Annotated in this window: 23 protein-coding genes; 7 read left to right on the top strand and 16 right to left on the bottom strand. The window is 71.7% G+C overall.

The features are described 5' to 3' along the window. Positions 1–61 precede the first annotated feature (61 nt). Genes KV106_RS10730 through KV106_RS10720 form a run of 3 tightly spaced genes read left to right on the top strand, consistent with a single transcriptional unit; the run spans position 62 to position 3,446 of the window. Complete coding sequence (locus KV106_RS10730) at positions 62–895, top strand: IclR family transcriptional regulator (protein ID WP_057593182.1); 834 nt, start codon at positions 62–64, stop codon at positions 893–895. Further along, complete coding sequence (locus KV106_RS10725) at positions 892–2,430, top strand: serine hydrolase domain-containing protein (RefSeq protein WP_057593183.1); 1,539 nt, start codon at positions 892–894, stop codon at positions 2,428–2,430. Before KV106_RS10730 ends, KV106_RS10725 begins: the two co-directional genes overlap by 4 nt. A 2-nt stretch (positions 2,431–2,432) precedes the next feature. Beyond that, the gene (locus tag KV106_RS10720) at positions 2,433–3,446 is read left to right on the top strand and encodes a hypothetical protein (RefSeq protein WP_261210107.1); all 1,014 of its coding nucleotides are present in this window, start codon (positions 2,433–2,435) and stop codon (positions 3,444–3,446) included. Positions 3,447–3,460: 14 nt separating this feature from the next. Here KV106_RS10720 and KV106_RS10715 read toward each other — a convergent pair whose 3' ends face one another. The 6 genes from KV106_RS10715 to KV106_RS10690 all read right to left on the bottom strand — a co-directional run bounded on the left by KV106_RS10715 (position 3,461) and on the right by KV106_RS10690 (position 8,500). Continuing rightward, positions 3,461–3,682 carry a hypothetical protein gene (locus KV106_RS10715; protein WP_057593185.1) on the bottom strand — a complete coding sequence of 74 codons (222 nt, stop codon included), beginning with the start codon at positions 3,680–3,682 and terminating at the stop codon, positions 3,461–3,463. Between the two features lie 55 nt (positions 3,683–3,737). Then, positions 3,738–4,394 carry an ABC-type transport auxiliary lipoprotein family protein gene (locus KV106_RS10710; RefSeq protein ID WP_261210104.1) on the bottom strand — a complete coding sequence of 219 codons (657 nt, stop codon included), beginning with the start codon at positions 4,392–4,394 and terminating at the stop codon, positions 3,738–3,740. A 33-nt stretch (positions 4,395–4,427) separates the two neighbouring features. Beyond that, the gene (locus KV106_RS10705; protein WP_261210102.1) at positions 4,428–5,399 is read right to left on the bottom strand and encodes an MlaD family protein; all 972 of its coding nucleotides are present in this window, start codon (positions 5,397–5,399) and stop codon (positions 4,428–4,430) included. A 3-nt stretch (positions 5,400–5,402) separates the two neighbouring features. Continuing rightward, positions 5,403–6,257 (bottom strand): ABC transporter ATP-binding protein, encoded by an 855-nt coding sequence (locus KV106_RS10700; RefSeq protein ID WP_261210100.1) that lies wholly within the window; start codon positions 6,255–6,257, stop codon positions 5,403–5,405. Continuing rightward, positions 6,254–7,426 carry an MlaE family ABC transporter permease gene (locus tag KV106_RS10695; protein ID WP_057598159.1) on the bottom strand — a complete coding sequence of 391 codons (1,173 nt, stop codon included), beginning with the start codon at positions 7,424–7,426 and terminating at the stop codon, positions 6,254–6,256. Before KV106_RS10695 ends, KV106_RS10700 begins: the two co-directional genes overlap by 4 nt. A gap of 183 nt (positions 7,427–7,609) precedes the next feature. Next, the gene (locus KV106_RS10690) at positions 7,610–8,500 is read right to left on the bottom strand and encodes a LysR family transcriptional regulator (protein WP_261210097.1); all 891 of its coding nucleotides are present in this window, start codon (positions 8,498–8,500) and stop codon (positions 7,610–7,612) included. Positions 8,501–8,770: 270 nt separating this feature from the next. Between KV106_RS10690 and KV106_RS10685 the strand changes: the two genes are divergently transcribed. Continuing rightward, on the top strand, positions 8,771–14,440 hold the full coding sequence (locus KV106_RS10685; protein ID WP_261210095.1) for an alpha-2-macroglobulin family protein: 5,670 nt from the start codon (positions 8,771–8,773) through the stop codon (positions 14,438–14,440). 29 nt (positions 14,441–14,469) lie between these two features. Continuing rightward, positions 14,470–16,104: a GMC family oxidoreductase gene (locus tag KV106_RS10680; RefSeq protein ID WP_261210093.1), complete on the top strand. Its 1,635-nt coding sequence runs from the start codon at positions 14,470–14,472 to the stop codon at positions 16,102–16,104. Between the two features lie 7 nt (positions 16,105–16,111). On the opposite strand, the gene tetR is transcribed toward KV106_RS10680, so the two are convergent. Further along, positions 16,112–16,798, bottom strand: a complete 687-nt coding sequence (tetR, locus tag KV106_RS10675; protein WP_057597406.1) for a tetracycline resistance transcriptional repressor TetR — start codon at positions 16,796–16,798, stop codon at positions 16,112–16,114. Between the two features lie 90 nt (positions 16,799–16,888). Here tetR and tet point away from each other — a divergent pair, with 90 nt between their 5' ends. Next, the gene (gene tet / locus KV106_RS10670) at positions 16,889–18,091 is read left to right on the top strand and encodes a Tet(A)/Tet(B)/Tet(C) family tetracycline efflux MFS transporter (protein ID WP_057597405.1); all 1,203 of its coding nucleotides are present in this window, start codon (positions 16,889–16,891) and stop codon (positions 18,089–18,091) included. Between the two features lie 23 nt (positions 18,092–18,114). Here tet and KV106_RS10665 read toward each other — a convergent pair whose 3' ends face one another. The 7 genes from KV106_RS10665 to KV106_RS10635 all read right to left on the bottom strand — a co-directional run bounded on the left by KV106_RS10665 (position 18,115) and on the right by KV106_RS10635 (position 24,851). Further along, on the bottom strand, positions 18,115–19,179 hold the full coding sequence (locus KV106_RS10665; RefSeq protein WP_057597404.1) for an ABC transporter substrate-binding protein: 1,065 nt from the start codon (positions 19,177–19,179) through the stop codon (positions 18,115–18,117). A 64-nt stretch (positions 19,180–19,243) separates the two neighbouring features. Beyond that, positions 19,244–20,425 (bottom strand): NAD(P)/FAD-dependent oxidoreductase, encoded by a 1,182-nt coding sequence (locus KV106_RS10660; protein WP_261210086.1) that lies wholly within the window; start codon positions 20,423–20,425, stop codon positions 19,244–19,246. Next, entirely contained in the window at positions 20,422–21,831 is a 1,410-nt protein-coding gene (locus tag KV106_RS10655; RefSeq protein ID WP_261210084.1) for an NAD(P)/FAD-dependent oxidoreductase, read from the bottom strand. Before KV106_RS10655 ends, KV106_RS10660 begins: the two co-directional genes overlap by 4 nt. After that, on the bottom strand, positions 21,828–22,124 hold the full coding sequence (locus tag KV106_RS10650) for a (2Fe-2S)-binding protein (RefSeq protein ID WP_261210082.1): 297 nt from the start codon (positions 22,122–22,124) through the stop codon (positions 21,828–21,830). The genes KV106_RS10655 and KV106_RS10650 overlap by 4 nt, the downstream gene beginning before the upstream one ends. After that, entirely contained in the window at positions 22,125–22,919 is a 795-nt protein-coding gene (locus KV106_RS10645; RefSeq protein ID WP_093351031.1) for an ABC transporter permease, read from the bottom strand. Between the two features lie 4 nt (positions 22,920–22,923). Then, positions 22,924–23,784: an ABC transporter permease gene (locus KV106_RS10640; RefSeq protein ID WP_261210079.1), complete on the bottom strand. Its 861-nt coding sequence runs from the start codon at positions 23,782–23,784 to the stop codon at positions 22,924–22,926. Further along, entirely contained in the window at positions 23,781–24,851 is a 1,071-nt protein-coding gene (locus KV106_RS10635; RefSeq protein WP_261210077.1) for an ABC transporter ATP-binding protein, read from the bottom strand. Before KV106_RS10635 ends, KV106_RS10640 begins: the two co-directional genes overlap by 4 nt. 207 nt (positions 24,852–25,058) lie before the next feature. Between KV106_RS10635 and KV106_RS10630 the strand changes: the two genes are divergently transcribed. Next, positions 25,059–25,916 (top strand): IclR family transcriptional regulator, encoded by an 858-nt coding sequence (locus KV106_RS10630; RefSeq protein ID WP_261210075.1) that lies wholly within the window; start codon positions 25,059–25,061, stop codon positions 25,914–25,916. Between the two features lie 53 nt (positions 25,917–25,969). On the opposite strand, the gene KV106_RS10625 is transcribed toward KV106_RS10630, so the two are convergent. Next, on the bottom strand, positions 25,970–26,191 hold the full coding sequence (locus tag KV106_RS10625; RefSeq protein ID WP_261210073.1) for a hypothetical protein: 222 nt from the start codon (positions 26,189–26,191) through the stop codon (positions 25,970–25,972). Beyond that, a complete protein-coding gene (locus KV106_RS10620) occupies positions 26,175–26,756 on the bottom strand; it encodes a DUF6932 family protein (RefSeq protein ID WP_261210071.1) in 582 nt (193 codons plus the stop codon). The genes KV106_RS10625 and KV106_RS10620 overlap by 17 nt, the downstream gene beginning before the upstream one ends. Between the last annotated feature and the right edge of the window lie 130 nt (positions 26,757–26,886).

Genomic DNA, 26,886 nt, shown 5'->3' with positions numbered 1-26,886 from the left:
TGCGGTTAACGAATTTCCGCGAGTGTAAGCCGCGAATCGCTTCATGTCTAATCCCCACTCCATGAACGAAGCACAACCTGACGCCGACCGCGCCCAGCGCGGCATCCAGAGCATCGAGGTCGGCGGCCAGCTGCTGCGCGCGCTGGTGCACCACGGCCGGCCGATGGCGCTCAAGGACCTGGCGCGCGAGGCCGACATGACGCCCGCCAAGGCCCATCCCTACATGGTGAGCTTCGGCCGGCTGGGGCTGATCGAGCAGGACCGCGCGAGCGGCCACTATCTGCTCGGCCCGCTGGCGCTGCAACTGGGCCTGATCAGCCTGCAGCAGGCCGACCCGGTGCACATCGCCACCCCGGCCATCGCCCAGCTCGCGCAGCAGACCGGCCACACCATCGCGCTGGCGGTCTGGGGCGCGCGCGGCGCGACCATCGTGCGCACGGCCGAATCGCCCTCGCCGGTGCACGTCAACATGCGCCACGGCACGGTGTTCTCGCTCACCAACACGGCCTCGGGCCGGGTGTTCGCGGCCTACCTCGACGCCGAGCGCGTGCGCGAACTGCTCGAGGCCGAGCGCCTGCGCCAGAAGCAGCGCAAGGCCGAGCCCGCGCCGCCGGCCGGCATGCCGCCGGTGCAGCCGCTGCCCTCGTGGGCCGATTTCGAGCGCCAGTTGCAGGAGGTGCGCGCGCACGGCATCAGCCGTTCCGACGGCGAGGTGATCGAGGGCGTGAGCGCCATGGCCGCGCCGGTGTTCGACCACACGGGCGCGATCGTGCTCGCGATCACCGCCATCGGCCCGGCCGGCATCTTCGACACGACCTGGGACGGCGCCATCGGCACCGCGCTCAAGGGCTGCGCCGACGCGGTGTCGCAACGGCTGGGGGCGAGCCGCCGATGAACGCGTCGAATGCCGTGGCCGCGGGCCTCCAGGCCCTCTCGCTGTCCGTCTCCCTCGCCTTCGCGGGCGCTGCCGCCGCGGCCGACGAGGGCCCCTGGCCCACCGCCGGCTGGACCGTCGCCACGCCCGCCTCGCAGGGCATGGACCCGGCCGAGCTCGCGCGGCTGGTCGAACTCGGCGCCACCCACCAGCTCGACAGCCTGCTGGTGGTGCGCCACGGCCGCATCGTGGTGGAGGCCTACTACGCGCCGTTCCGCCCCGGCCTGCGCCACGCGGTCAACTCGGTCACCAAGGCCGTGGTGGGCACGCTCGCGGGCATCGCCATCGAGGACGGCCGGCTGCGCCTCGACGACCCGGTGTTCGACGGCGCCACCGATCCCCGGCGCGCCGCGGTCACGGTCGCGCACCTGCTCGACATGACCTCGGGCATCGACTGGACCGAGCCGCTCAACGACCGCGGCAAGCCGGTCTCGCTGATCGAGATGGAGCGCGCGAGCGACTGGGCCGCCTACGTGCGCGGCCGCCCGATGGCGCAGGCGCCCGGCGCCGGCTTCAACTACAACAGCGGCAACTCGCAACTGCTGTCGGCGCTGCTCGCGCGGCGCACCGGCGGCGACCTGCGGGCCTACGCCGCCGAGCGCCTGTTCAAGCCGCTGGGCATCGCCGACCTGCGCTGGCGCCAGGACCCGCAGGGCCTGCCCGTGGGCGGCTTCGGCCTCGCGCTGCAGCCGCGCGACATGGCGAAGATCGGCCAGCTCTACCTGCGCGGCGGCCGCTGGGAAGACCGCCAGCTCGTGCCGGCCGCCTGGGTCGCGAAGAACCTCGCGGCCACGGTCGAGATGAAGGACCTCGGCACGCCGGGCTTCTTCTATGCCAACGGCTGGTGGACCCTGCCCGCGCGCCGCGTCTACATGGCCATGGGCCACAACGGCCAGGGCATCGTGGTGCTGCCCGAGGCCGACGCGGTGGCGGTGTTCACGAGCACGCGCGCGGCACCGGTGCCTCTGCTGATCGAGCGCATCCTGCGGTCGGTCAAGGCCGGCGGCGCCGTCGCCGACGATGCCGCGGCCCAGGCCGCGCTCGAGGCCGCGGTGGCGAAGGCCACGGCCGAGAAGCCCTCCGAGGCCGGCCCGGTGCCCGAGGCGGCGCAGCGCCTCGCGGGCCGCACCTGGCGCTTCGGTGCCAATCCGATCGGGCTGCGCAGCCTGCGGCTCGAGCTCGATCCCGCGAACCCGCGCTACGAGGTCGTGACCGCCGCGCGCCGCCCCGGCGGCGCCGACGAGCGCTTCACCGCGCCGATCGGCCTCGACGGCCTGTTCCGCACCAGCCCCGCGGGCGGCCCGATGCCGGTGGTCGCCACGCGGGGCCGCTGGAGCGATGCGCGCAGCTTCGACGTGGAGGCGCGCATCCTCGGCGAACCGCTGCGCACCCGCTACCTGCTGCGGCTGCGCGAAGATGGCGCCGAGGGCATCGACCTCGTCTTTTCCAACTCCTACGGCTTCCAGGCCGAAATGCGCGGGGAGCCCGCGCCATGACCATGAACGCTTCCTTCGCCAGGCTCTGGCTCTGGATCTTCGGCATCGGCTATGCCGTGCTCGTCGGGCTGCTGCTGCAGACCCTCTTCACGCCCGCGCCCTACGGCGACCTCGCGCGCATCGGGCGCATCTCCGACCACGACTTCGGCTGGCGCATCGACCCGCCGCACGTCGACCCCGCGCTGCTGCGCGGCGTGCCGCTCGAGCAGGCCGACATCCTGGTGATCGGCGACAGCTTCTCGGCCACGCACCGCTGGCAGTCGCAGCTCGCGAAGGCCGGATACGGCGTCGCCACCACCTACTGGCAGGGCATCGACGAGACGCTGTGCGACGACTTCGACGGCTGGCTCGCGGCCGGCGGCTTTCGCGGCAAGCTGGTGATCGTCGAGAGCGTGGAGCGGCTGGTCGATTTCCGGCTCGAGCGCTCGCAGGCCTGCCGCGAAATGAAGAAGCCGCTGGCGGCGAATCCCGAGGTGCCGTCGCCGCCGCTCGACAGCGTGCCGGGCTTCGCGCTCAACTGGGACGGCCAGCTCTACGCGGGTTTCCTCACGCAGCGCTGCACGCGCGCGGCCATCGAGGGCAAGCAGCGCAGCGGCTGCGACCAGCAGACGCGCGCGCACGCGGTGCCCGACGGCTGCGCGCTGTTCAGCAACCGGCGCTGCGAGATGGCGCTGTTCCTGGCCCAGGACGAGGACAGCCGCGAACTCACGGCCGCGCACGCGGCGCAACTGCAGGCCTTCGGCAAGGCGCGCGGCACGGTGCCGATCCTCTGGATGATCGTGCCCGACAAGACCACCACCTATCTCAAGCCCGCGCATTCGCGGGACTTCGTGAAGGCCTTCGGCGAGGCCGGCCTCGGCCCCGACCTGTACGCCTTCGCGCAGCAGCAGAAGACCGCGATGCGCGACTTCTACATGCCCAACGACACCCACATCTCGATGCAGGGGCAGCTGGTGCTGGGCGACCGCATGGTGCAGGCGGTGAAGGAGAAGCTGGCCGCGCCGCGCGGGGGCTGAGGCCGCGAGGCCGTTCAGCCCTTGCGGCCGCCGAACAGCACCAGCACGCCGCCCACCACGATCGCCGCGACGCCGGCCCAGGCCGGGAAGTTCACGGTCTGCTTCTCCTTGACCGACAGCTCGATCGGCCCGAGCTTGGCCTGGTGCGTCTCGCGCGTGAAGCTGAAGCCGCCGAGACCGAGCCCGGCGATGCCGGCGACGATCAGGATGATGCCGACGATGCGGGTGGCGTTCATGGTGGTGTCCTCCGTCCGTGGGCCGATGCGGTGTGCCGCGGCTGGCGGCAGCTTACTACCGCGGCTGCTGCTGTTGCTGCTGGTCCACCCACTGCACGATCTCGGCGATCGCCGCGTCGCTGGCCGCGGCCAGCGCCTTCACGCCGCCCGGTGCGTCGGCGCTCGGCGCGGGCCGGCGCACGGTGATCAGCTTCTGGCCCAGCACGCGGTCGCCGCCGGTGCCGCCGCGCACGAGCGTGACGCGCAGCCGCACCAGGCCCACGCTGGCGGTGGGCGAATCGAAGTAGTGGCTGAACTCGTCGAGCGAGAGACGCAGCGTGTCGGGCACGCGGCCCTCGGCGCGCGCGATGGTCGCGCTCTCCTCGGGGCCGAGCACGGTGCGGCGCTCGGCCAGCGTGTCGCGCAGCCGCTGGCGCAGCAGCTGCGCGGGCGACAGGCTCCAGCGCGACTGGCCGTAGGGCTTGAGTTCGTTGGCGTCGGCATAGCCGAGGCGGTAGAGGATCTGCGTGCCGTCGAGCCGTGGACTGGCCTCGATCTCGGGCAGCGCGATCATGGTCTGCGCCGTCGGTGCGCTGCTCGCCAGCTGCGCCGCCATCGGCCCGGGACCGAAGTCGTAGAGCGTGGCGCGCTGGGGCTTGTCGGGCAGCGCGCCGCAGCCGGCCAGCAGCAGCGCGAGGCCAAGGCCGAGAAGGGGATGCGTGGCGTTCTTCATGGTCGTTGTCCTGCCATCGTGGATGCCGGGGCCTCAGGGCCGGGCGCCGTTGCCCGAGGCGGGCGGCGGCGAGAAGCCCGGCTCGCCCGGTCCGGCCGCCGCGCCGCCGTTGCCGAACAGCAGCGATTGCGGGTTGTCGTTGATGCTGTCGGCCGCGCGGCCGAGCCGGCGCACCGCGTGCGAGGTGTCGTCGGCCACGCGGTTCACGCGCGGCAGCGTGGCCGCGTTGAAGGAATCGACCGCCTGCGCCAGCGCCTTGGTGCCGTCGCCCAGGCGCTGCACCGGTCCGTCGGGTGCGTTGAGCCGGGTCACGGTGCCGTTGAAGTTGTTCGCCACGCGCGAGACGTCGCCCGCGGCCTTCTTCACCGAATCGAGCGTATCGGGCAGCCGCTGCAGCACGGGGGCGACGCCGGTCTTCACGGTGCCGTCGAGGCGCTGCATCAGCTGGTTGGCGCTCGAGGTCGCGGCCGCGATGTTCTCGAGCGCATCGGCCACGCGCTTCTGGTTGTCGTCGTTGAGCAGGCGGTTGGCGCGCTTGGTCACCTCCTCGACCTGGTTGATGATCGCCTCGCCGCGGTCCTGCAGCTGGGCCAGCATCGAGGGCTTGAGCGGGATGCGCGGCGGGTCGCCGTTGTCGGGCTTGAGCGCCACGTTCGATTCGCCCTTGTCGTCCAGCGCGATGAAGGCCAGGCCGGTCACGCCCTGGTAGCTCAGCGTGGCGAAGCTCGAGGTGGTCAGCGGCACGCGTTCGTCCACCGTGATGCGCACGCGCACGTTGCCCTTCACCTTGGGGTCGAAGTCGATCAGCGTGACCTTGCCGACCGCGATGCCGCGGTAGCGCACCATCGCCTGCGGCTGCAGGCCGCTGACCGGGTCGCGCGTGGAGAGCTCGTAGATGTTGCGCACGGTGCTGTCGCGCGTGAACCAGACCACCAGTCCCACGAGCACGGCGAGCAGGCCGAGCACGAAGGCTCCGGCGGCGAGGGCATGGGCCTTGTTTTCCATGGACTACCTTTCGGCGCCGCCGGCCCCGAGCCGCGGCGCATGTGATTCGGGGGCGGGTTTGTCGTGCAGCGCCTCCAGGGCGCGCTGGCCGCGCCCACCGAGAAAGTACTCGTGGATGAAGGGATGCGGGTAGGCGATCACCTCGCGCGCGGTACCGCTCACGATGACCTTCTGGTCGGCCAGCACCGCGATGCGGGTGCTGAGGTCGAACAGCGTGTCGAGGTCGTGCGTGACCATCACCACCGTGAGGCCGAGCTCGCGGTGTAGCCCGCGCAGCAGGTCGCAGAAGCTGTCGGAGGCCTCGGGGTCGAGGCCGGCCGTGGGTTCGTCGAGCAGCAGCAGCGGCGGGTCCATGATCAGCGCGCGCGCCAGCGCCACGCGCTTGATCATGCCGCCCGACAGGTCGGCCGGGCTGCGGTTCGCATGGCGCGGCTCCAGGCCCACCATCTGCAGCTTGACCAGCGCCGCGTTGCGGATCAGCTCGTCGGGCAGCAGCTTGAGCTCGCGCAGCGGAAAGGCAATGTTCTCGAGCACGCTGAAGGCCGAGAACAGCGCGCCGTGCTGGAACAGCATGCCGACGTTGGCCGCGCCCGCCGCGCTGAGTTCGCCGGGCGCCTGGCCCAGCACCTCGACCGTGCCCTTCGAGGGCTTCTCCAGGCCGAGGATCTGGCGCAGCAGCACCGTCTTGCCGGTGCCCGAGCCGCCGACCAGCGACAGCACCTCGCCGCGCGCGATGCGCAGGTCGAGGTCGCGGTGCACCACCTGCTCGCCGTCGGTGTTCCTGAACACGGTCCACAGCCGGCGGATGTCGACCACGGTCTCGGGCGCGGCGGTGGAAGGCGTGGCCTGCGCGTTCATCCGCGGAACCCGATGCCCTTGAACAGCACGGCGAACAGCGCGTCGACCAGGATCACCGCGGTGATCGAGGTCACGACCGACGAGGTGGTGCCGCGCCCCAGGCTCTCGGTGTTGGGCTTGACCTTCATGCCGAAGTAGCAGCCGATCAGCGCGATCAGGATGCCGAACACCGCCGACTTGGCGGTGGCCAGCCAGAGGTTGGCGATCGGCACCGCGCGCGGCAGCGCCGAGAGGAAATAGGCCGGCGAGATGTCGAGCGCCGCGTCGGCCGCGAGCATGCCGCCCAGCAGCGCCGCCATCGAGGTCCACAGGCTGATCAGCGGCATCGCGATGGCGAGCGCCAGCACGCGCGGCATCACCAGCCGGAAGCCGTGCGGGATGCCCATCACGCGCATCGCGTCGAGCTCCTCGGTCACGCGCATCACACCGATCTGCGCCGTGATCGCCGAGCCCGAGCGGCCCGCGATCAGCACCGCCGCGAGCACCGGGCCGAGCTCGCGCACCAGCGACAGGCCGAGGATGTTGACCACGAAGGTCTCGGCGCCGTACTGGCGCAGCTGCTGCGAGATCAGGTAGGCCAGCACCACGCCGATCAGCAGCCCGACCAGCGCCGTGATGTGCAGCGCCGTCGCGCCGAACTGGTAGAGGTGGCCCGAGAAGTCGCGCCAGGGCCCGCGGTGCGGCGCCGCCAGCAGCTTGCCGACGTCGATCGTGAGCTGGCCGATCAGCCCGACGAAGTCGCGCACCACGCCCATCGCGCGCGGGCCGTTGTGCGAGAAGTCGCGCAGCCGCTCGGTCAGCGTCCTGGCCGGTTCCTCGGGCGTGCCGACCGTGTATTGCGCCACCTGGTCGAGCACCGCCTTGTGCCGCGGCGCCAGCTCGAGCGTGGCCGGCCAGTCGTGGCGCCAGCGCTCCCACAGCAACTGCGCGCCGATGTGGTCGAGCTGCGCGATCGGGCGCAGGTCCCAGGCCGCATCGTCCTGCCTGGGCAGCGCGTCCAGGCTCTTCGCGAGCGCCTGCCAGTCGGCGGCCGAGGACATCGCCAGCGTGGTCCAGCGGCCGCTCGCCACGATCCAGCGCCGGCCGTCCTGTTCGCGCGACTCGATGCGGGGGCTCGCGCCGACGTCGGCTGCAGCGGGGCTGTCGGCAGGCGTCGTGGTGGAGGGCATGGTCCGGGGGGCGGGTGGGAAGAGGAGGAAGGAGGAGCGAAACGAACCAAAGGTTTCAAAATGCAGCGCGCATCCTAACCGTAGGCCCCGGGGCGCCATGTGCGACCGAACCCTGGATTACGTAGGGAAGCACGCCGTTTTTCCTGAGGCCTTTCTTAACTTTTCGTGAAACCTTTTGGAGGCTCAGCTCCAGGCGCGCGTCAGCGCGTCCCAGGCACTCGCGATCACCGGCTCGTTGCGCCGCGCCGCCAGCGACACGAAGCGCAGCGCGCAGTCGAGCTGCACCCGGTCGGCCAGCACCAGCCCGTGGGCCTGGCTCTCGCGGATCGCGATCGAGTCGCGCAAGAGGCTCAGGCCCACGCCCGACTTCAGCAGGTCGAGCATCGAGGCCTCCTGGTCGACCAGCGCCACGCGGCGCGGCGCCAGGCCCAGCGGTCCGAACACGCGCTCGAGCAGCCGGTGGTGCGCCGATTCGGGCGGCGTCGCGAGCCAGGGCAGCGCCGCCAGCGCCTTCCAGTCGCGCCCCGTCACCTGAGGTCCCCAGCCGGCCGGCGCGACCACGCGGTAGGTGAAGCGCGTGAGGGTGCGCGCGGCCAGCGCGGCATCGCCGCCGTCCGCATCGCCGTCCGCATCGAGATGGAAGCCCACGTCGAGCTCGCCGCGCAGCACCTGCGCCAGCACCGTGCCGCTCATGCCGTGGCGCAGCTCGGTCTCGATCTGCGGCGCCGACTCGACCAGCTCGCGCAGGAACATGCCCAGGCGCGTGAATTCGGGGTCGAGGATGGTGCCGATGCGCAGCGCGCCGCGCACCGTCGACTGCAGGTTGCGCGCCGCCTGCTGCAGGTCGCCCACCGCGGCCAGCACGCGCTCGGCCTGCGGCAGCAGCGCCGCGCCGTCGGCCGTGAGCGCCAGCCCGTGCGGCGTGCGCGTAAACAGTTGCAGGCCGGTGTCCTCCGCCAGGCGCTTGAGTTGCAGGCTCACGGCGGGCTGCGTGAGGTGCAGCCTGGCGGCGGCGCGCGAGACGCTGCCTTCGCGCGCGGCCAGCACGAAGGCGCGCAGGATCTGGAGGTCCATCGGGGCGGCGGCAGTCATATAAGGTGGGTTTATACGCTGGGCGAACCGAATTCATTGGCTTTCCCCTCGTGGATTGGGCCCAATGACGGCCATGGAGCAGTCGTCGCATCCATCAGTCCGTGAAATATCTTTCGCCGTCACCGGGGCGGGTCGATGCCGCTTTCGCTGAAACCTTTCTTTCGTAGAGTCGCCGTGATCCCCAGGAGGGGTGGACGGAGCGCAGGCCTTGCGCATCCGCGGGCACAAGACTTCACGAAGAACGGAGGAACCATGGCTGCGACTTCTCGCGAGGCATCCCGTCGAACCCCTTGGCCGATGGCCGTGCTGGCCGCGTTGCTGGCGGCCTGCGCGGCGGCGCCGCTGCATGCGGCCGGCGTGCTGTCGGTGAGCCCGCAGGGCGAGGCGCGCGACGTGCGGCAGGTGGCGGTGCGCTTCGACGCCGACATGGTGCCGCTGGGTCAGGACGACGGCGCCGAACCCGCGAGCGTGCAGTGCACGCCGCGGACGCCGGCGGGCAGCGCCCGCTGGATCGGGCCGCGCGCCTGGGCCTTCGAGTTCGCGCGGGACGTGCGCGGCGGCACGCGTTGCCGCGTGGTGTTCAAGCCGGGGTTGAAGACCTTGGCTGGCGAGGCGGTGAGCACGCCGTCGATGGCCGGCTTCGTCGCCGGGCCCTACGGCTTCTTCAGCAGCGAGCCGGCCGAGGGATCGGAGATCGCGCCCGATCAGGTCGTCCTGCTGCGCCACCATGACCCGCAGCCGGCCGAAGCTGCGCCAACGCTGGCGGCCGGCTTCGCCTGCGAGGTGCACGACGGCGACCGGGTGCGGCGCCAACCCGCGGTGGCCGTGACCGGGGCGGCGCTCGAGGCTGCGCTCGAGACCGCGCGCCGCGAGCGCGGATCGCGCAATTTCGCACTCGGCCTGCGCTGCGCGCAGCCGGTGCCGGAGGGCGCCGTGCTGCGGTTCGTCCAGGACGGCGAGCCGCGGTCCTTCAGCTATCGCGTGCGTCCGCCCTTCACCGCCCGCGTCGGCTGCACCGTCCTCGAACATCCCAGGGGCCGCGAGGCCTGCGACCCGCGCCTGTCGCTGAACATCGTGTTCTCGGCGCCGCTGTCGCTGGAGGCCGCGCGGCAGGTTCGGCTCGTGGACCCGGCGGGCCGGGACATGCCGCTGACCCCGATGCCCGCCTGGCGCCAGCCGCAGGAGACGACGCAGCTGACGGCGACGCCCTCCGCGGCGGGCTTCGGCGAGGACAGCCGCTACAGCCTGCGCATGCCGGCCGAACTGCGCGACACGCTGGGCCGGCCGCTCGCCAACGCCGGCGAGTTCCCGCGAAGCGTCGCCTTCGTGCAGCTGCCGCCCTATCTGGGCGCCGTCCATGCGCAGTCGGTCATGCCGTGGCAGCCGGGTGGCGGCGGCGCGGTCGCGGCCTTCGCGGTGCGTCGCGCTGAAAAGTCCTTGCCGGTGCGCCAGTGGCGCTTCGGCGGCGAGATGGGCGAGGGCATCGAGGCCTATGCGATCGAGTTGCTGCAGGCCCGCAGGTCGAACGCCTGGCCTGCCACGCCGCTGGACGACAAGGCCGGCGCGCCGCGCACCTCGACCATTCCCACGCAGGGCGGCGCGATGGAGTTCGTCGGCGTGCCGCTGACAGCGCCCGGCCTGCACGTGGTGCGCGCCGACAGCGCGGCCTTCTCCGACTACATGGGCAACCGCAAGCCCTTGCCGGGCGAGCGGCCGGACCCCGGGCCGTTCCAGCGCTACACGGTGGTGCAGGCCACCAACCTCAATCCCGATGCGCGCTTCAGCGACATCGGCGCCTCGTCGGTCTGGGTGACCGCGCTCGACACCGCGCTGCCGGTGGCGGCCGCGGAGGTGGCGATCTATTCCTGCAAGCGCGAACTGCTCTGGCGCGGCAGGACCGACGCGCAGGGCCTGGCCCAGCCCGGCGAGGCGCTGCGGGGCCGGCTCGCCTGCAGCGACGCCGGCTATGCCAACGGCGCCTGGGTGGTGGTGCGCGCCGGCAACGACATGGCCGTGATGCAGGTGCCGGCGAACTGGTACGGATATCAGGCCACGGGCGGCGCCGCGCGCAACCTGCGCGCCCACACGGTGCTCGACCGCACGCTCTTCAAGGCCGGCGAGACCGTCGGCATGCAGCACGTGGTGCGGTTGCTGGAAAGCCGCGGCTTCGCCCTGCCGCCGCGCGGCGCGGTGGAGATCGAGATCCGCCATGGCGCGGGCGAGAAGGTCTTCGCCACCGGCGCGATGCTCGGCGCCGACGGCAGCGCCACGAGCGCATGGACGATCCCGCGCGATGCCCGGCTCGGCGACTACACGGTGAGCCTGTCGCAGGCCGGCAGCCGGCTCGGCGGCACGCAGTTCCAGGTCGAGGAGTTCCGCACGCCGGTGTTCGACGCGGCCCTGCAGGCGAAGGCCTTCTGGGAGCGCGACACGCAGGTGGCGCAGCTCGATGCGCGGCTGGCCTACTTCGCGGGCGGTGTCGCGGCGGGATTGCCCGTCGAGGTCAAGCAGAGTTGGCTCGCGCAGGTGCGCGCGCCGCGCGAAGGCTATTCCTTCTACGCCGCGGAGACCGCCCAGGACCGCGCGATGCCGCCGGCCATCCCGGCCGAACAGGCGCGGCTCGATCGCGACGGCAAGGCGCGCATCCGTCTCGTGGCGCCGCCGCTCGAGCGCCCGATGCTGCTGCAGACGGAGTTGAAGTTCCAGGACCCGAACGGAGAGACGCAGACCGTCGGCAGTGCCGCCATGCTGTGGCCCGACCGCATGAAGCTCGGCCTGCGCGTGCGCGCGAAGGAGCGCGACCGGCCGCAGGCGATCGAAGGCATCGCGCTCGACGACAGGGACCGGCCGGTGGCGGACGAACCCGTCACGGTGCGCGTCAGGCCCGTGCGGCGGGACTGGAACGGCGGCCAGTACAGCATCGTCGATCTGGGCCCCGAGACGCAGGTGTGCAGCGCGCGCACCGACGCCCAGGGCCAATGGCCTTGCGAATGGCGATTGCCCGACGATGCGCAGGGGGCACAGGTCGCCGAACACTGGCTGTTCGAGGCCAGCGCCGATTCGCTCAGGCACAGCCGAGCGATCGTGCGCACCGCGATGCTCGAGAACCGCTGGTCGCTCGGCTGGCGCGAGGCGCTGGCGCGCGACGCGCTGCAGGTCGACAACGGCCCGGACTTCGGCCCCGGCGACACGGCCATCGTCGTCGCGCGCCCCGAGCGCCTGCCGGCTCATCTGCTGCTGACCGTCGAGCGCGAGGGCGTGCTGAGCGCGAGCGTGCATGCGCTCTCGGCGCTGCAGCAGCGCATCGCGTTGCCGCTCGCCGCGCAGCACGCGCCCAACGTGGCCCTGTCCGCGCGCTACGTGTATCCGCTGCAGGGCGCGGGCAAGGACGAGCCGCGGTCGAGCGCGCAGCGCGCCGACCTGCGGGTGCGGCCCGATGCGTGGACGCTCTCGGTCGGCGTGCGGCCCGCGGCCACGGATGCGCGGCCGCGCGCGCAGGTGCCGGTCGAGGTCGCGGTGCGCGATGCCGCCGGCCGGGCCGTGGCCGATGCGCGCGTCACGCTGGTGGCGGTCGACCAGGCACTGCTCGCGCTCAAGCCCAACGGGACCTGGGCGCTCGCGAAGGCGATGTTCGCCCAGCGCGGCAATTCGGTGCGCGGCGGCGCGCTCGATGCCGGGCTGCTGCGCGGCGTGGACCTCGGATGGCAGCCCACGCATCGGCCTTACGACGAGGCCGCGCGCAGCATGCCCGGCGTGGTGCCGGCTCCCGCGGCGATGATGGCGGCCGGCAGGGCGCCGGGGCTCGACGGCGGCGACGCGCCCCCGACACGCTCCGATTTCTCCTCGCTCGTCCTCTGGCGCACCGACCTGCGCACCGACGCCCAGGGCATCGCCCGCGCCACCGTGCCGCTCAACGACGCGCTGACCCAGTTCCGCATCGTCGCCATCGCGAGCGCGGGCGAAGCGCAGTTCGGCGAGGGCGAGGCCACGCTCGTCAGCACCCAGCCGCTGCAGATCTTCAGCGGCCTGCCCGAGCTGCTGCGTGCGGACGATGCGATCGTGCAGAAGCTCAGCCTGCGCAACACCGGCAAGGCAGCGCTCGCCGTGGTGCTCAAGGCCGAGGCCGCGGTCGAGCCCGGCGACGAATGGTCGGGCGCGCGCGAGATCGTGCCCGCCGAGGCACTGGCCGCGCGCGGCCTGAAGATCGAGCGCCGGCTGCAGCTCGCGCCCGGCCAGACGCAGGAGGTGCTGTGGCCCGTGGCCGTGCCGGGCGGCGCGGGCGCGCTGCGCTGGCGCATCGGTGCGCAGGGCCGGGGGGCCGGCGTCGACGAGCGCGATGCGCTGGAGATCGTGCAACGCGTGGTGCCCGCGCTGAGCGCCACGGTGCGCCAGTCGATGCTGCTGCCGGTGGCCGACGCGGGTGCCGTGCCCGTGGCGCAGCCGCGCGATGCGGTGCCGCTGGTCGGCGGCGTGCGCGTCGCGCTGCAGTCCAGCCTGGTCGATGCCGCGCTCGCCGAATCGATGCGCTGGATGGCGCAGTACCCGTACATGTGCCTCGAGCAGCAGAGCTCGCGCTTCGTCTCGCTCGACGACCGCGCGAGCTGGGACCGGTTGATGGCGCAGTTGCCGAAGTACATCGACGACAAGGGCCTGGCGCGCTACTTTCCCGAGCCCACGCTGCCGGGCAGCGAGATGCTCACGGTGCAGTTGCTCGACATCGCGCAGGCCAAGGGCTGGCCGGTGCCCGAGGCGCAGCGCCGCCGCATGCTCGATGCGCTCGAGTCGCTGCTCGAAGGCCGCCTCGAGGCGCAGGACTGGGCGCCGCGCAACTACCTCGAATCGCAGCAGCTCGCCGCGCAGGCCACGCTGGTCGAGCAGGGGCGCCGGAACATCGTGCTGCGGCCCCAGTCCGTCGCTGCGCTCTCGGCGCAGTCGCTGGTCGACTGGTCGCGCACGCTGCTGGCCATGCCCGCGGACGCCGTGCGCGATGCCGCGCTGGCCGAGGCCGGCGCGCAGCTGCGCGGCCGCTTCGACGTGCAGGGCACGCGCATGCGCTGGCGCGACGAGCCGGCGCTGCACTGGTGGTGGTTCATGTGGAGCGGCGACAGCACGGCCGCGCGCATGGCGCTGCTGGCGCAGCAATGGGCGCGCACCGATGCGGCCTGGAAGGCCGATGCGCCGCTGATCGTGCAGGGCCTGGTCGGCCGCCAGAGCGCGGGCCGCTGGAGCACCACCACCGGCAATGCCTGGAGCACCGTGGCGCTGCGCAACTTCCAGCAGCAGTTCGAGGCCGGACCGGTCGACGGCGTCACGCGCGCGGCGCTGGGCCGCGCGACGCGCGAGGCCGCCTGGACCGATGCGAAGGCGCCCGACATGCTGCTGCCCTGGCCCGCGCAGGGCGCGCAAGGCACGCTGCAATTGCGCCACGAAGGCGGCGGCAAGCCCTGGGCCGTCGTCAGCGCGCTGGCCGCGACGCGCAATGCGCAGCCGCTCGCGCACGGCCTCTCGGTGCGCCGCAGCGTCACGCCGGTGGAGCAGAAGCGCAAGGGCCGGTGGTCGGTGGGCGACGTCTACCGCGTGCGGCTCGATCTCGAATCCACGGCCGCGCAGACCTGGGTGGTGGTGCGCGACGCCGTGCCCTCGGGTGCCAGCCAGCTCGGCCGCGGCCTGGGCCGCGAGAGCAGCCTGGCGCGGCAGGGCGAGACGCAAGGCGGCTGGGCCTGGCCCAGCCACGTCGAGCGCGCCACCGACAGCTGGCGCGCCTATTTCCGCTACGTGCCGCGCGGCCAATGGCGCGTGGAGTACACCGTGCGCCTGAACAACGCGGGCGAATTCAGGCTGCCGCCCGTGCGCGCCGAGGCGATGTACGCGCCCGAGGTCTTCGGCGAGGGCGTGCCCGAAACCATGACCGTCCAACCCTGAGAGCACACGCCAGAAAAGAGAAAGCAAAGATGAGAGACAACGACACCACCTTCGACTACATCGTCGTCGGCGCCGGCACCGCCGGCGCGCTGCTCGCGAACCGGCTCAGCGCCGACAAGGACAAGCGCGTGCTGCTGGTCGAGGCCGGCCGCAAGGACGACTACCACTGGATCCACATCCCGGTGGGCTACCTCTACTGCATCGGCAACCCGCGCACCGACTGGCTCTACAGCACCGAGCCCGATACCGGCCTCAACGGCCGCGTGCTGCGCTATCCGCGCGGCAAGACGTTGGGCGGCTGCTCGAGCATCAACGGCATGATCTACATGCGCGGCCAGTCGCGCGACTACGAGCAGTGGGCCGCGCTCACCGGCGACGAGGAATGGCGCTGGCAGAACGTGCTGCCGGCCTTCAAGAAGCACGAGGACTTCTACCTCGGCGCCGACGAGATGCACGGCGCGGGCGGCGAATGGCGGGTCGAGAAGCAGCGGCTGCGCTGGGACATCCTCGATGCCTTCGCGGCCGCCGCGGTCGAGGCCGGCGTGCCGCACACCACCGACTTCAACCGCGGCAGCAACGAGGGCGTGGGCTACTTCCAGGTCAACCAGAAGAACGGCTGGCGCTGGAACACGGCCAAGGCCTTCCTGCGGCCCACCTGCTACGGCCGGCCCAACTTCGAGCTCTGGACCGGCGCGCAGGTCTCGCAGCTGGTGATCGAGCGGCAGGCCGACGGCACGCAGCGCTGCACCGGCGCGCGGATCTGGAACGGCCAGGAGATGGTGACGGCGCATGCCGCGCGCGAGGTGATCCTGAGCGCGGGCAGCATCGGCTCGCCGCAGATCCTGCAGCTCTCGGGCATCGGCCCGGCCGAGCTGCTGCGCCAGCACGGCATCGAGGTGGCGGTCGACGCGCCCGGCGTCGGCGCCAACCTGCAGGACCACCTGCAGATCCGCGCGGTCTACAAGATCGACGGCGCGCCCACGCTCAACGTGCTGGCCTCCTCGCTGTTCGGCAAGGCGCGCATCGGCCTGGAGTACGTGATGAGCCGCAGCGGCCCGATGAGCATGGCGCCCTCGCAGCTCGGCGCCTTCACGCGCAGCTCGCCGGATCGCGAGTGGCCCAACATCCAGTACCACGTGCAGCCGCTGTCGCTCGATGCCTTCGGCGAGCCGCTGCACGCCTTCCCGGCCTTCACCGCGAGCGTGTGCAACCTCAACCCCACGAGCCGCGGCACGGTGCGCATCCGCTCGAAGCGCTTCGAGGACGCACCCGCGATCGCGCCCAACTACCTGAGCACCGACGAGGACCGCAAGGTGGCGGCCGACTCGCTGCGCGTGACGCGCCGCATCGCCGCGCAGCCCGCGCTCGCCAAGTACAAGCCGCAGGAATGGAAGCCCGGCGTGCAGTACCAGAGCGACGAGGACCTCGCGCGCCTGGCCGGCGACATCGCGACCACCATCTTCCATCCGGTGGGCACCACCAGGATGGGCGCCGACAACGATCCGATGGCGGTGCTCGATGCGCGGCTGCGCGTGCGCGGCGTGCAGGGCCTGCGCGTGGTCGATGCGGGCGCGATGCCGACCATCACGAGCGGCAACACCAACAGTCCCACCTTGATGATGGCCGAGAAGGCCGCGGGCTGGATCCGCGCCGAGGCGCGCTGAACCGGCCTCAGCGCCGCGGCGCCGGGCCGCGCCGCGGCGGCGCGCCCTCGGCGGCCGCGCGGCGCCTCGCCTGCGGGGCCTGGGCCGCCAGCCGCACCTTCGCGCCTTCGAGCATCAGGTCCACACCGATCTCGAACAGCGCATCGGGCCCGGCCGCGCGGTAGGTCGAGAAAGCCTCCGCCAGCAACGGCCGCGAGGCCGCGGCGGCATCGAGCGTCTGCTGCTGCATCGCCGCGTCGGCCGGCGTCGCCTGCTGCTCGAGCACGCAGCCCACGGTGTAGCGGCCCAGCGCGATCAGCAGGGTCATCGCCTGCGCGGGCGGCACGCCCAGGCGCACCACGGCCGCGAGCTGGGCCTCGACCATGTCGAGGTCGCCCGGGTCGGGCTCGGAGCCCGCATGCAGGCGCGCGCCGTCGCGCCGCGCCAGCAGCGCGCGCCGGAAGCTGCGCGCGTTCTCGCGCAGGAAACCCTCCCAGGTCTCGTCGGGCAGCGGCAGCTTGCGGTGATGGCTGCGGCGCAGGATCTCGCCGTTCATCGCGTCGAGCAGCGCGCGCTTGTTCTTGAAGTGCCAGTAGAGGGCGGGCTGCTGCACGCCCAGCCTCTCGGCCAGCAGCCGGGTGCTGAGCTTGTCCATGCCGACCTCGTCGAGCAGCGAGAGTGCCGCCTCGAGGATCGCTTCGCGGTCCAGTTTCATTCAGATGTGCTTGCCGGGTGTCGATCCGGGAGGGTACTTCACAGCCCAAAATTTATCGCTGATAATTCCGTATCAACGATAAATTCCAACATGTCCTCCACTTCCATTCCATTCGCCGGAGGCCGCCATGCGCAGGCGGTGATCCTGGCGATCGTCACGCTCGATGCCATCGGCATCAGCCTGGTCATGCCGATCGTGCCGAGCCTGCTGCGCGAGGTCGGCCACGGCGGCGAGCTCGGCTGGCACTTCGGCGCCTTCCTCTCGCTCTACGCGCTGATGCAGTTCCTCTGCGCGCCCGTGCTCGGCGCGCTCAGCGACCGCTTCGGCCGCCGGCCGGTGCTGCTGGTCTCGGTGCTGGGCGCGGCGATCGACGCGCTGTTCATGGCCTTCGCACCCTCGCTGTGGCTGCTGTTCGTGGGTCGCGCGATCGCCGGCATGACCGGCGCGAGCATGGCCGTGGCCTCGGCCGCCATCGCCGACCTCACGCCCGAGCACCAGCGTGCGCGCTGGTTCGGCCGCATGGGCGCCTGCTTCGGGCTGGGCTTCATCGCCGGGCCGGCGCTCGGCGGCGTGCTCGGCGACCACGGCGTGCGCCTGCCCTTCCTCGCGGCGGCCGCGCTCAACGGCCTGACCTTCCTGGTCGGCCTGCTGGTGCTGCGCGAATCGCGGCCGCCGGCGCTCGCCGCGCAGCCCTTCGACCGCGGCGTGCTGCATCCGCTCGCGCCGCTGCGCTGGGCCACGAGCTTTCCGGCGCTGCTGCCGCTGCTCGGCGTGTTCCTGCTGCTGGTGCTGGTGGGCGAGGTCGCGGGCACCACCTGGGTGCTCTACGGCCAGGACCGCTATGCCTGGAACGGCACCATGGTCGGCTTCTCGCTCGCGGTCTTCGGCCTGCTCCATGCGCTGGTGCAGGGCTTCGCGGCCGGCCCGCTGGTCGAGCGCTGGGGCGAGCGCGCGGCGATCGCCGTCGGCACCATCGCCGACGGCACCGGCTATGCGCTGATCGCCTTCGCCTCCCAGGGCTGGATGGCCATCGCGCTGCTGCCGCTGCTGTGCATGGGCGGCGTCTGCGCGCCCGCGCTGCAGGCCACGCTGTCGGCGCGCGTGGGCGAGGCGCAGCAGGGTCGGCTGCAGGGCGTGCTCGCGAGCATCACCAGCCTGGCCGCGGTGTTCGGGCCGCTCTTGATCAGCCCGCTGTACTTCGCGTTCCGCGCGCGCTTTCCGGGCATCGTGTGGCTCGCGGGTGCCTCGCTCTACCTGCTGTGCCTGCCGGTGCTGCTGCGCCGCACGCGCTGAGCCGCTTCACCGAAAAGCGCGAGTCACTTCTCGATCGTCTTGTTCCAGCGCGCGTTCCAGGCCGGCCGGTTGGCGTTGATGCTCTCCCAGTCGATGGTGATGGCGCTCTTCATCCACTGGTTGATCTCGGCCACCTGCGTCGCGCCCTCGCCCACGGCCGGGGCCTTGGGGTTGGTCGGGATCTGCGCGCCGTACTGCAGCACGTTGGCCTGCGCCAGCGGGCTCAGCAGGAACTCGGCGAGCTTCTGCGACAGCTCGGGCTCGCTGTTGTTGGCGATCACGCACTGGCCCACCATCAGCACCACCGCGCCCTCCTTGGGCGGCGCGTATTCCACCGGGATGCCCTTGACCTTGAGCGCGGCCACGGCCGTCGGCGTGAGCGGGAAGATCGCGGCCTCGCCGGTCTGCACCATCTCCGAGAGCTTGGCCGAGCTCGGGATGTACTCGAGCACGTTGGGGCCGATGGTGGTGGGCCAGGCCTTGAAGCCGGGTTCCACGTTCCTGTCGTTGCCGCCCTGGATGCGGTTGAACATCAGGAAGCCGTGCAGCCCGAAGGACGAGGACGACATCGACTGGAACACCACCTTGCCCTTGAACTTCGGATCGGCCAGGTCCATCCACGAGGTGGGCGCGGCCCAGCCCTTCTCCTTGAACATCTTCGCGTTGTAGGCCAGGCCGGTCATGCCCAGGCTCACGCCGCTGGCCATGTCGTCCTTGAAGCGCGCGGCCGGGTAGATCTCGGCCAGCGAGGGATTGGGCTTCTGCTTCTGGCACAGGCCCATGCCGATGGCGCGCACCATGATGCCGTCGTCGAGGAACATCACGTGCATCTGCGGCCGGTCCTTGTTGGCCTGCGCCTTGGCGAGGATGTCGGAGGAGGTGCCGGGAACCACCACCACCTTCGCGCCGTAGAGCTTCTCGAAGGCCGGGAAGACGTACTGCGTGTACGCCTTCTCCATCGTGCCGCCGTTCATGCCGATGTAGAGCGTCTTCGTCTGCGCGTGAGCCGCGCCGCCGAAGCCCGCGAGGGCGGCCGCCGCGGTGGCGGCGAAGGTGAGGAAAAAGGAAGTGCGTTCGCGTCGTGCCATGGTGGGACTCTCCGTTCGGTGTCGAGGGTGGATCTGCGGTTGCGGTGGGTTGCTCTGGTCGTGTTCAGTGCGAGGCCGATGCGGCGGCTTCGGCGGGCCGCTCGGCCCGCGTGTCGGGAAGGAAGCGCTCGATCGCGAAGGCCTCGATCGGCGTGGTGCTGCGGCCGTCGCGCGCGAGCTCGGCCAGCACCTCCCCTGCGGCCGGGCCGATCTGGAAGCCCGCGCCCGCGAAGCCGAAGCCGTGGAACAGGCCGGGCGTGGTGCGGCTCGGCCCCAGCACCGGCTGCCGGTCGGGCAGGTAGCCCTCGGTGCCGCTCCAGGTGCGGATGAAGTGCGCATGCGCGAGCCGCGGCAAGAGCTCGATCGCCTGCGTCGACAGCGTGGCGATCGCGTCGCGCTCGGAACGCGCGCGCTCGGCATCGAGCCCGATGCCGGCACCGCCGCCGAGCACGAGGTTGCCGCGCGCGACCTGGCGGCAGTAGATGCCGCCGCCCTCGACGCCGAGGCTCCAGTCCATGAAGAAGGGCAGGGGCTCGGTCACGGCCATCGCGGGATGGCCCGACTGCAGCGGCACGGCCTCGCCGAAGTGGGTGGCGATCGGGCCCGACCAGGCGCCCGCGCAGTTCAGCAGCACTGGTGCCCGCACCTCGAGCGTGCCCTCGGCATGCGTGGCGCGCAGCCGGAACAGCGTGCCGTCGTGCGCCACCTCATCGACGTGGTGGCGCTCGAGCACCTGCGCACCCGCATGGCGTGCCGCGAGCGCGAAGGCCGGCGACACCAGCCGCGGATTGGCCTGCCCGTCCTCGATGCACAGCGAGCCGCCGAGCGCGCGCGCGCCGAGCCAGGGGCAGCGCTCGCGCAGCCGCGTGCCCGTCACCAGCTCGAGCCCGAGGTCGAAGCCGGCGTCGCGCACGCTCGCACGGTAGCGTTCGAGCGCGGCCATGTCGTCCTCGCTGCGGCCGATCTTGAAATGGCCCGAGCGCTGGTACTCGCCCTCGGTGCCGATCAGTTCGCCGAGACGGCCCCAGATGCGGTGCGCGCGCTGCGCCAGCGGCAGCTGGCTCAAGGGCCGGCCCTGGCGTCGCACGCCCCCGTAGTTGACGCCGCTGGAGCGCGAGCCGCAGAGGTCGCGCTCGAGCAGCACCACGCCCAGGCCCATGCGCCGCAGCGCGAGCGCGGCCGACGAACCCACGATGCCGCCGCCGACGATCGCCACGTCAGTGCGCAGGGTGCGGGTGGTGCTCATGTGCGCGCTCCCTCGGCGGGAGCCTGCGTGACGAGCCGGATCGGTATCGGCTTGACCGGCGCCTGACCGCGCAGCCTGCCCACCTGCGCGAGCGGCTGGCCGGTTGCATGCGCGAGGATCTCGGCCGCGGCCACGCCGCACATGCGGCCCTGGCAGCGGCCCATGCCCACGCGCGACAGCGCCTTGAGGCGGTTGAGTTCGTCGGCGCCGTTGACCGCGACGGTCTGGCGCAGCGTGCCGGCCGTGACGTTCTCGCAGCGGCAGACGACGAGCTCGTCGGGTGCGTTGGCGGCCCAGTCCCGCGGCAGCGGAAATGCGCGTTCGAGTCCGCGGCGAAAGCCCGTCAGCTGGTCGAGCTTGCGCTCGAGCAGCGCGGCGCGCGCACCATCGACGGCCACGCCCTGGTCCGCGAGCAGCGCGAGCGCCGCGCGCTCGCCGGCCCACTCGGCCGCGTCGGCGCCCATGATGCCGGCGCCATCGCCCGCGAGGTACACGCCCGCCACGCTCGAGCGGCCCGCCGCGTCGCGCACGGGAAGGTGCGCGCGGTGCATCGGCGCGAATTCGAAGCGGCAGCCGAGCAGGTCGGCCAGCTGGGTCTCGGACCGCAGCGCATAGCCGAAGCCGACGGCATCGCAGTCGATGCGGCGTTCCTCGCGGCCGTCGTGCCAGGCGACGCCGGTGACGCGGCTCGAGGCATCGTCGCCGAGCACGCGCAGCGGCCGCACGCCGCCATGCAGCGGCACGCCATGCGCGCGCAGCCAGGCGACGAAATAGACGCCCTTCGCGAACACCGCGGGCTGCCGCAGCATCGCGGGCGTGGCCGCGAGCTGGTCCGCGAGGCGCGCGGTGTCGAGCACGGCCGCGACCCGCGCGCCGGCCTTCGCATACTGGTAGGCCACCAGATAGAGCAGCGGCCCCGTGCCCATGAACACCACGCGCTGCCCGATGGCGCAGCCCTGGAACTTGAGCGCCACCTGCGCGCCGCCGAGCGTGTAGACGCCGGGCAGGGTCCAGCCCGGCAGCGGCAGCACGCGGTCGGTGGCGCCGGTGGCCACGATCAGCGGGCCATGCAGCAGGCGCGCGGTGCTGCGCGTCGGGCCGTGCAGCACGTCGAGCACGCCGCCCTGCGCGTTCCACACCAGGCTGTCGGGCCGGTACTCGATGCGATCGCGCAGGCCGTCGAAGGCCGCATGCACCGCGTTCGCGCGCGCGGCCTCGAAGCCGTAGAGCGTGGCCGCCGCGCGTTCGACGAAGTTGGCGGGCGGGCGGCGGTAGATCTGCCCGCCGGCGCGCGAAGCCTCGTCGATCACGACCGGGCGCAGGCCATGCGCGACCAGCGCCTGCGCAGCGCGCACGCCGGCCGGTCCGGCGCCGACGATCACGGGAGGAAGTGCCGTCGTCGTCATGCCTCGCCCCGGCCGGTGAGCAGCGCCATGCCCGGCGCGATGAAGGTGGAGCAGGCGCGCAGCCGCTCGCCCTCGGCGGTCGCGATCCAGCAGTCCTGGCAGGCGCCCATCATGCAGAAGCCCGCGCGTGGCGCGTCGCTGAATTCGTTGCGGCGCAGCTGGGCGGCCTGCGTGAGCACGGCGGTCAGCACCGTGTCGCCGGCCAGCGCCGAGGCGGGCGCGCCGTCGAGCGTGAAGGACACCGTGGCGCGGCCGGTCTCGGCCACGCGATGCAGCAATGCATGGGTCGCCATCTACTTGCGCCCCACCAGCACGCGGTCCAGGCCATAGAGCCGGTCGAGCACCACCATCGCGACGGCCGTCACCGCCACCATCAGTGCCGACACCGCGGCCATCAGCGGGTCGATCGACTCGGTGGCGTACATGTACATGCGCACCGGCAGCGTCACCGTGCTCGGCGAGGTGACGAAGATCGACATCGTCACTTCGTCGAAGCTGTTGATGAAGGCCAGCATCCAGCCGCCGGTGACGCCCGGCAGGATCATCGGCAGCGTGATGCGGCGGAACACCGTGGCCTGGCTCGCGCCCAGCGAGAGCGCGGCCTGCTCGGCGCTGCGGTCGAAGCCCACCAGTGCCGCCACCACCAGCCGCAGCGTGTAGGGCGTGACGATCAGCGCATGCGCCATCACCAGCCAGCCGAAGCTGCCGGTGCCGCCCACCAGCGCGAACAGCCGCAGCAGCGCGACGCCGAGCACCAGGTGCGGAATGATCAGCGGCGACAGGAACAGGCCGTTGAGGAAGTCGCGGCCCGGGAAGTCGTAGCGCGTGATCGCCATGCCGGCCGGCACCGCGAGCAGCGTCGCGATGGTGGCCGCGCTCAGCGCGAGCCACAGGCTGTTCCAGAACGACTGCATGAAGTCCGGATGCGCGAACACCGCCTCGAACCAGCGCAGCGAGAAGTGCGTGGTCGGAATGGTCAGCGTGTTCTCGGGCGTGAACGCGACGATGCAGACCACCAGCAGCGGGGCCAGCATGAAGGCGATGACGAGCGCGTTGAACGCGAGGGCGATGGGGCCGTTCCTGCTCATGCGATCACCCCAGCGCTTTCTTGTAGCGGCCTTCGACCAGGCGGTTGTAGCTGAGCATCACCACGAGGTTGGCCACCAGCAGCGTGAGCGCCACGGCCGCGCCCAGCGGCCAGTTGAGCTCGCTCAGGTACTCGTCGTAGACCACGGTCGCGACCATCTTGAGGCGGCGTCCACCGAGCAGGCCGGGGATCGCGAACGAGCTCGCCGCGAGGCCGAACACGATCAGGCTGCCCGAGAGGATGCCGGGCATCACCTGCGGCAGCACGATGCGGCGCAGCGTGGTGAAGGGCGTGGCATTGAGCGAGAGGGCCGCGTTCTCCACGCCGGGATCGAGCTTCTGCAGCGAGGTCCAGACCGGGATCACCATGAACGGCAGCATCACGTGCACCAGCGCGATCACCACGGCCGCGCTGGTGTAGAGGATCTTCACCGGGCCGATGCCCACCAGTTGCAGCAGCGCGTTGACCGCGCCCTCGGGGCCCAGCAGCATGCTCCAGCCGAAGGCGCGCACCACCACCGACACCAAAAGCGGCGCCAGCACCACGAGCAGCAGCACCGAGCGCCAGGGGTTGCGCATGCGGCTCAGCACATAGGCCTCGGGCGCGCCGATCAGCACGCAGATCAGCGTGACCAGCGCCGAAATCCAGAAGGTGCGCCAGAAGATGCCGTGGTAGTAGTCGTCGCCGAACACCTGCGCGTAGTGCGCGAGCGTGAACTCGCCGGCGCGCGGGCCGCTGGCCGGGTCGTAGACGTTGAAGGACAGCACGGCCGTGAGCAGCAGCGGCACCACGAGCAGCGCGATGAACAGCGCCAGCGCGGGGCCCGAGAGCCACCAGGGCGTGGCCTTGCGAGCGATGCCGCTCATGCCGCCACCGCCTCGTCGTCGCGCAACAGCCGCGTGCAGTGCGCGGGCCAGTCGATGCCGGCCGCGTCGCCCTCGGCCAGCGCGGCGCGGCCGTCGTTGGGGCTCAGCACCATGAGTTCGCCGGCCGGCGTGGCGAGCCGGTAGAGCCACTGGCTGCCGAGGAAGAAGCGCTCCCGCACCGTGCCGTCGAGCCGGCCGCTGCCCGCGGGCACCAGCTGCAGCTTCTCGGGGCGCACGCTCATGAGCACGGCGGCGCCGCTGTCGTAGCCACCTTCGTCCACCTCGACCGCGAGCGGCCCGACCGCCACGTTGCAGCTGCCCGTGCCGCAGGCCGTGACCCGGCCCGGCAGCAGGTTGGCCTTGCCCACGAAGGTGGAGATGAAGCGCGTGCCCGGATGCTCGTAGACGCGGTGCGGATGGTCGATCTGCGTCGCGCGGCCGCCTTCCATCACCACCACGCGGTCGCTGATCGACATCGCCTCGCTCTGGTCGTGCGTGACCATCACCGTGGTGGTGCCGACCTTGCGCTGGATCTGGCGCAGCTCGAACTGCATCTCCTCGCGCAGCTTGGCGTCGAGATTCGACAGCGGCTCGTCGAGCAAGAGCACCGGCGGCTCGATCACCAGCGCGCGCGCCAGCGCCACGCGCTGCCGCTGGCCGCCCGAGAGCTCGCGCGGATAGCGCGCGGCATGGGCCTCGAGGTGCACCAGCGCCAGCGCCTGCTGCACGCGCTCGCGGCGCTCGGCCTTGGGCATCTTGCGCATCTCGAGGCCGAAGCTCACGTTGTCGGCCACCGTCATGTGCGGAAACAGCGCATAGGTCTGGAACACGATGCCCAGGCCGCGCGTGTTGGCCTTGGCATGCGTGATGTCCTGGCCCGCGAGCTCGATGCGGCCGCTGGTCACGGCCTCGAAGCCCGCGATCATCTGCAGCGTGGTGGTCTTGCCGCAGCCCGAGGGGCCGAGCAGCGAGACGAACTCGCCCTTCTCGACGGTGAGGTTCATGGCCGTCACCGCGCGGGTGGCGCCATAGGACTTGGACACGTCGCTGAGCCGCAGGAATGACATGGAAACGCCTTTCGTCGGGGGTCGGAATCCACGGCCGGCGCGCGGGCGCCGGGACCATGGATCCGTGAGTGCTTTCGGTTCACTCTATTGCAACGATCGCGCCAGATCGCCACGGGTATTCCACTAATCAGAATATTTATTCAATTTATTCCGTTCAATGGAATATGATGGCTCGAGCAAGATCGACATATTCCAAGGAAACGGGACATGGAAACCACAACCGCGGCCAGCGGCGGCGTGCCGCGCATCTTTTCGGTGATCCGGGCGCTCGGCGTGGTGCAGGCCGAGGGCGGCCGCGTCACCCAGATCGCGCGCGCCGTCGGCCTCACGCAGGCCACCACGCACCGCCTGCTGCAGTCGCTGATGGCCGAGGGCGTGGTCGAGCAGGACGAGCGCAGCAAGCTGTACCGGCTGAGCATCGAGTTCTTCGCGCTCGCGGCCAACGCCGGCAATCCCGGTGACCTGCGCACCCTGTGCCGGCCCGCGCTGCTGCGCCTGTGCGCGAGCCTGGGCGACAGCATCTTCCTGCTGGTGCGCAGCGGCTTCGACGCCGTGTGCCTCGACCGCAGCGAGGGCCCGTTCCCGATCCGCTCGTTCACCGGCGACATCGGCGGGCGCATCGCGCTCGGCGTGGGGCAGGGCGCGCTCGCGATCCTGGCCTTCCTGCCCGAGGGCGAGCGCGAGGAGGTGATCCGCTTCAACCTCTCGCGCGTGCGCGAGTACGGCGTCTACGACGAGGTCTACCTGCGCACCGAGATCGAGCGCGTGCGCCAGAGCGGCTTCGCGGGCCGCAACACCGGCCTGCTCGAGGGCATGGCCGGCGTGGCCGTGCCCATCCTCGACCGCGAGGGCCGCGCCGTGGCCGCGCTGAGCGTGGGCACCATCGCCGACCGCCTCAACGCCGACCGGCTGCCGACCGTGGTCGACCTGCTGCAGCGCGAGGCGGTGGCGATCGGGCCGAGGATCAATCCCTTCGATGCCTCGCTGCGCCGGCCGGCGCAGAGCCTGGCGGGGTCGCCGGCGGGGCAGAGGATTCCGATGCCGGAGGCGGCGGGGCCGGGGTGAGGTCGGGCAGCGTCCGCCTCAACGGCCGGGACGCTTCTGCAGGGCTGCGCGCCCTAGCACTTCAGCGCGGTCTTCGAAGGGCCGCGCTTCGACGCGTTGCCCTGCGCAGTGGATGGCGTGCGGGACGACTCGGCCAGCTTCCGTTCGAGCTGCGCCACGCGCTGCGCATACTGGTGTTCGGCCATTGCATCGCCATACGCGCGGCCATCGCGCAGCATCTGGCGCGCCTGCGCGAGATCGGCACGCAGGAACTGCAGGTCAAGCGGAGCGGGCATCGGTATCTCCTTGAAGCGTGGCCAGAGCCGTGCGGGCGAGTTCGTCGTCGGAATCCAGGGGCAATTGCAGCATGCCCTTCCACAGCGCGTCCGCGCGACGGTGCGAGAACAGACCGTACCAGTATCGCGTCTGCGTCACCAGCCACTCCGGCGCCGTCGAGAGGTTGACGATGTTCACGTCGCAGCGGAAATCCTGCTTGCACCGGGCCTGATCGAAGAGGTCCGGACGCTGGCGCAGCAGGTTGCGTGTTTGTTCCTGGCTCAGGCCCGGCGGTGGATAGGCGAAGGTGACCACGTCGATGTCGCGCGGCGGGCGCTTCTCCAGCGCTTCCACGTCCTCGACGAAGCTGCCATCGAGCCACTGGAAACCGTGCGCGAACCCCAGGCCTCGCAATTCGCTGCGGTATCGCAGCAGTCCATCGAGGATGGCGCAACGCTCGGCGCCAGAGGCAAAGCGCCGGACCAGTTCACCGCATGTCACCGGGTACGGGGAACTGTGTGCACTGGCCATTCGCTCGCCCTCGAAGGGCGGCAGGACATGGAAACGAGTGAAGGCGGGAATCACGGGGCCGCCAGCTTAGCGGCCGAGGCATTCACGAAGAATAAGAAACGTGGCCCGGCGCCGGGCCGCCCCACTTCCTTCGCCAAACGCATCAGGTCCTTCCATATTTTCACTAGCCAAGGTCTGCCGGTTC

This window comes from Variovorax endophyticus, from assembly GCF_025376855.1.
GTDB lineage: Bacteria > Pseudomonadota > Gammaproteobacteria > Burkholderiales > Burkholderiaceae_C > Variovorax.
This window is presented reverse-complemented; position numbering and strand designations above follow the sequence as displayed.

What these genes read in the sequence shown, in the direction of transcription:
- KV106_RS10730 (WP_057593182.1), top strand. Translation starts at nt 62, where the DNA reads ATGAACGAAGCACAACCTGACGCCGACCGCGCCCAGCGCGGCATCCAG.
- KV106_RS10725 (WP_057593183.1), top strand. Translation starts at nt 892, where the DNA reads ATGAACGCGTCGAATGCCGTGGCCGCGGGCCTCCAGGCCCTCTCGCTG.
- KV106_RS10720 (WP_261210107.1), top strand. Translation starts at nt 2,433, where the DNA reads ATGAACGCTTCCTTCGCCAGGCTCTGGCTCTGGATCTTCGGCATCGGC.
- KV106_RS10715 (WP_057593185.1), bottom strand. Translation starts at nt 3,682, where the DNA reads ATGAACGCCACCCGCATCGTCGGCATCATCCTGATCGTCGCCGGCATC.
- KV106_RS10710 (WP_261210104.1), bottom strand. Translation starts at nt 4,394, where the DNA reads ATGAAGAACGCCACGCATCCCCTTCTCGGCCTTGGCCTCGCGCTGCTG.
- KV106_RS10705 (WP_261210102.1), bottom strand. Translation starts at nt 5,399, where the DNA reads ATGGAAAACAAGGCCCATGCCCTCGCCGCCGGAGCCTTCGTGCTCGGC.
- KV106_RS10700 (WP_261210100.1), bottom strand. Translation starts at nt 6,257, where the DNA reads ATGAACGCGCAGGCCACGCCTTCCACCGCCGCGCCCGAGACCGTGGTC.
- KV106_RS10695 (WP_057598159.1), bottom strand. Translation starts at nt 7,426, where the DNA reads ATGCCCTCCACCACGACGCCTGCCGACAGCCCCGCTGCAGCCGACGTC.
- KV106_RS10690 (WP_261210097.1), bottom strand. Translation starts at nt 8,500, where the DNA reads ATGGACCTCCAGATCCTGCGCGCCTTCGTGCTGGCCGCGCGCGAAGGC.
- KV106_RS10685 (WP_261210095.1), top strand. Translation starts at nt 8,771, where the DNA reads ATGGCTGCGACTTCTCGCGAGGCATCCCGTCGAACCCCTTGGCCGATG.
- KV106_RS10680 (WP_261210093.1), top strand. Translation starts at nt 14,470, where the DNA reads ATGAGAGACAACGACACCACCTTCGACTACATCGTCGTCGGCGCCGGC.
- tetR (WP_057597406.1), bottom strand. Translation starts at nt 16,798, where the DNA reads ATGAAACTGGACCGCGAAGCGATCCTCGAGGCGGCACTCTCGCTGCTC.
- tet (WP_057597405.1), top strand. Translation starts at nt 16,889, where the DNA reads ATGTCCTCCACTTCCATTCCATTCGCCGGAGGCCGCCATGCGCAGGCG.
- KV106_RS10665 (WP_057597404.1), bottom strand. Translation starts at nt 19,179, where the DNA reads ATGGCACGACGCGAACGCACTTCCTTTTTCCTCACCTTCGCCGCCACC.
- KV106_RS10660 (WP_261210086.1), bottom strand. Translation starts at nt 20,425, where the DNA reads ATGAGCACCACCCGCACCCTGCGCACTGACGTGGCGATCGTCGGCGGC.
- KV106_RS10655 (WP_261210084.1), bottom strand. Translation starts at nt 21,831, where the DNA reads ATGACGACGACGGCACTTCCTCCCGTGATCGTCGGCGCCGGACCGGCC.
- KV106_RS10650 (WP_261210082.1), bottom strand. Translation starts at nt 22,124, where the DNA reads ATGGCGACCCATGCATTGCTGCATCGCGTGGCCGAGACCGGCCGCGCC.
- KV106_RS10645 (WP_093351031.1), bottom strand. Translation starts at nt 22,919, where the DNA reads ATGAGCAGGAACGGCCCCATCGCCCTCGCGTTCAACGCGCTCGTCATC.
- KV106_RS10640 (WP_261210079.1), bottom strand. Translation starts at nt 23,784, where the DNA reads ATGAGCGGCATCGCTCGCAAGGCCACGCCCTGGTGGCTCTCGGGCCCC.
- KV106_RS10635 (WP_261210077.1), bottom strand. Translation starts at nt 24,851, where the DNA reads ATGTCATTCCTGCGGCTCAGCGACGTGTCCAAGTCCTATGGCGCCACC.
- KV106_RS10630 (WP_261210075.1), top strand. Translation starts at nt 25,059, where the DNA reads ATGGAAACCACAACCGCGGCCAGCGGCGGCGTGCCGCGCATCTTTTCG.
- KV106_RS10625 (WP_261210073.1), bottom strand. Translation starts at nt 26,191, where the DNA reads ATGCCCGCTCCGCTTGACCTGCAGTTCCTGCGTGCCGATCTCGCGCAG.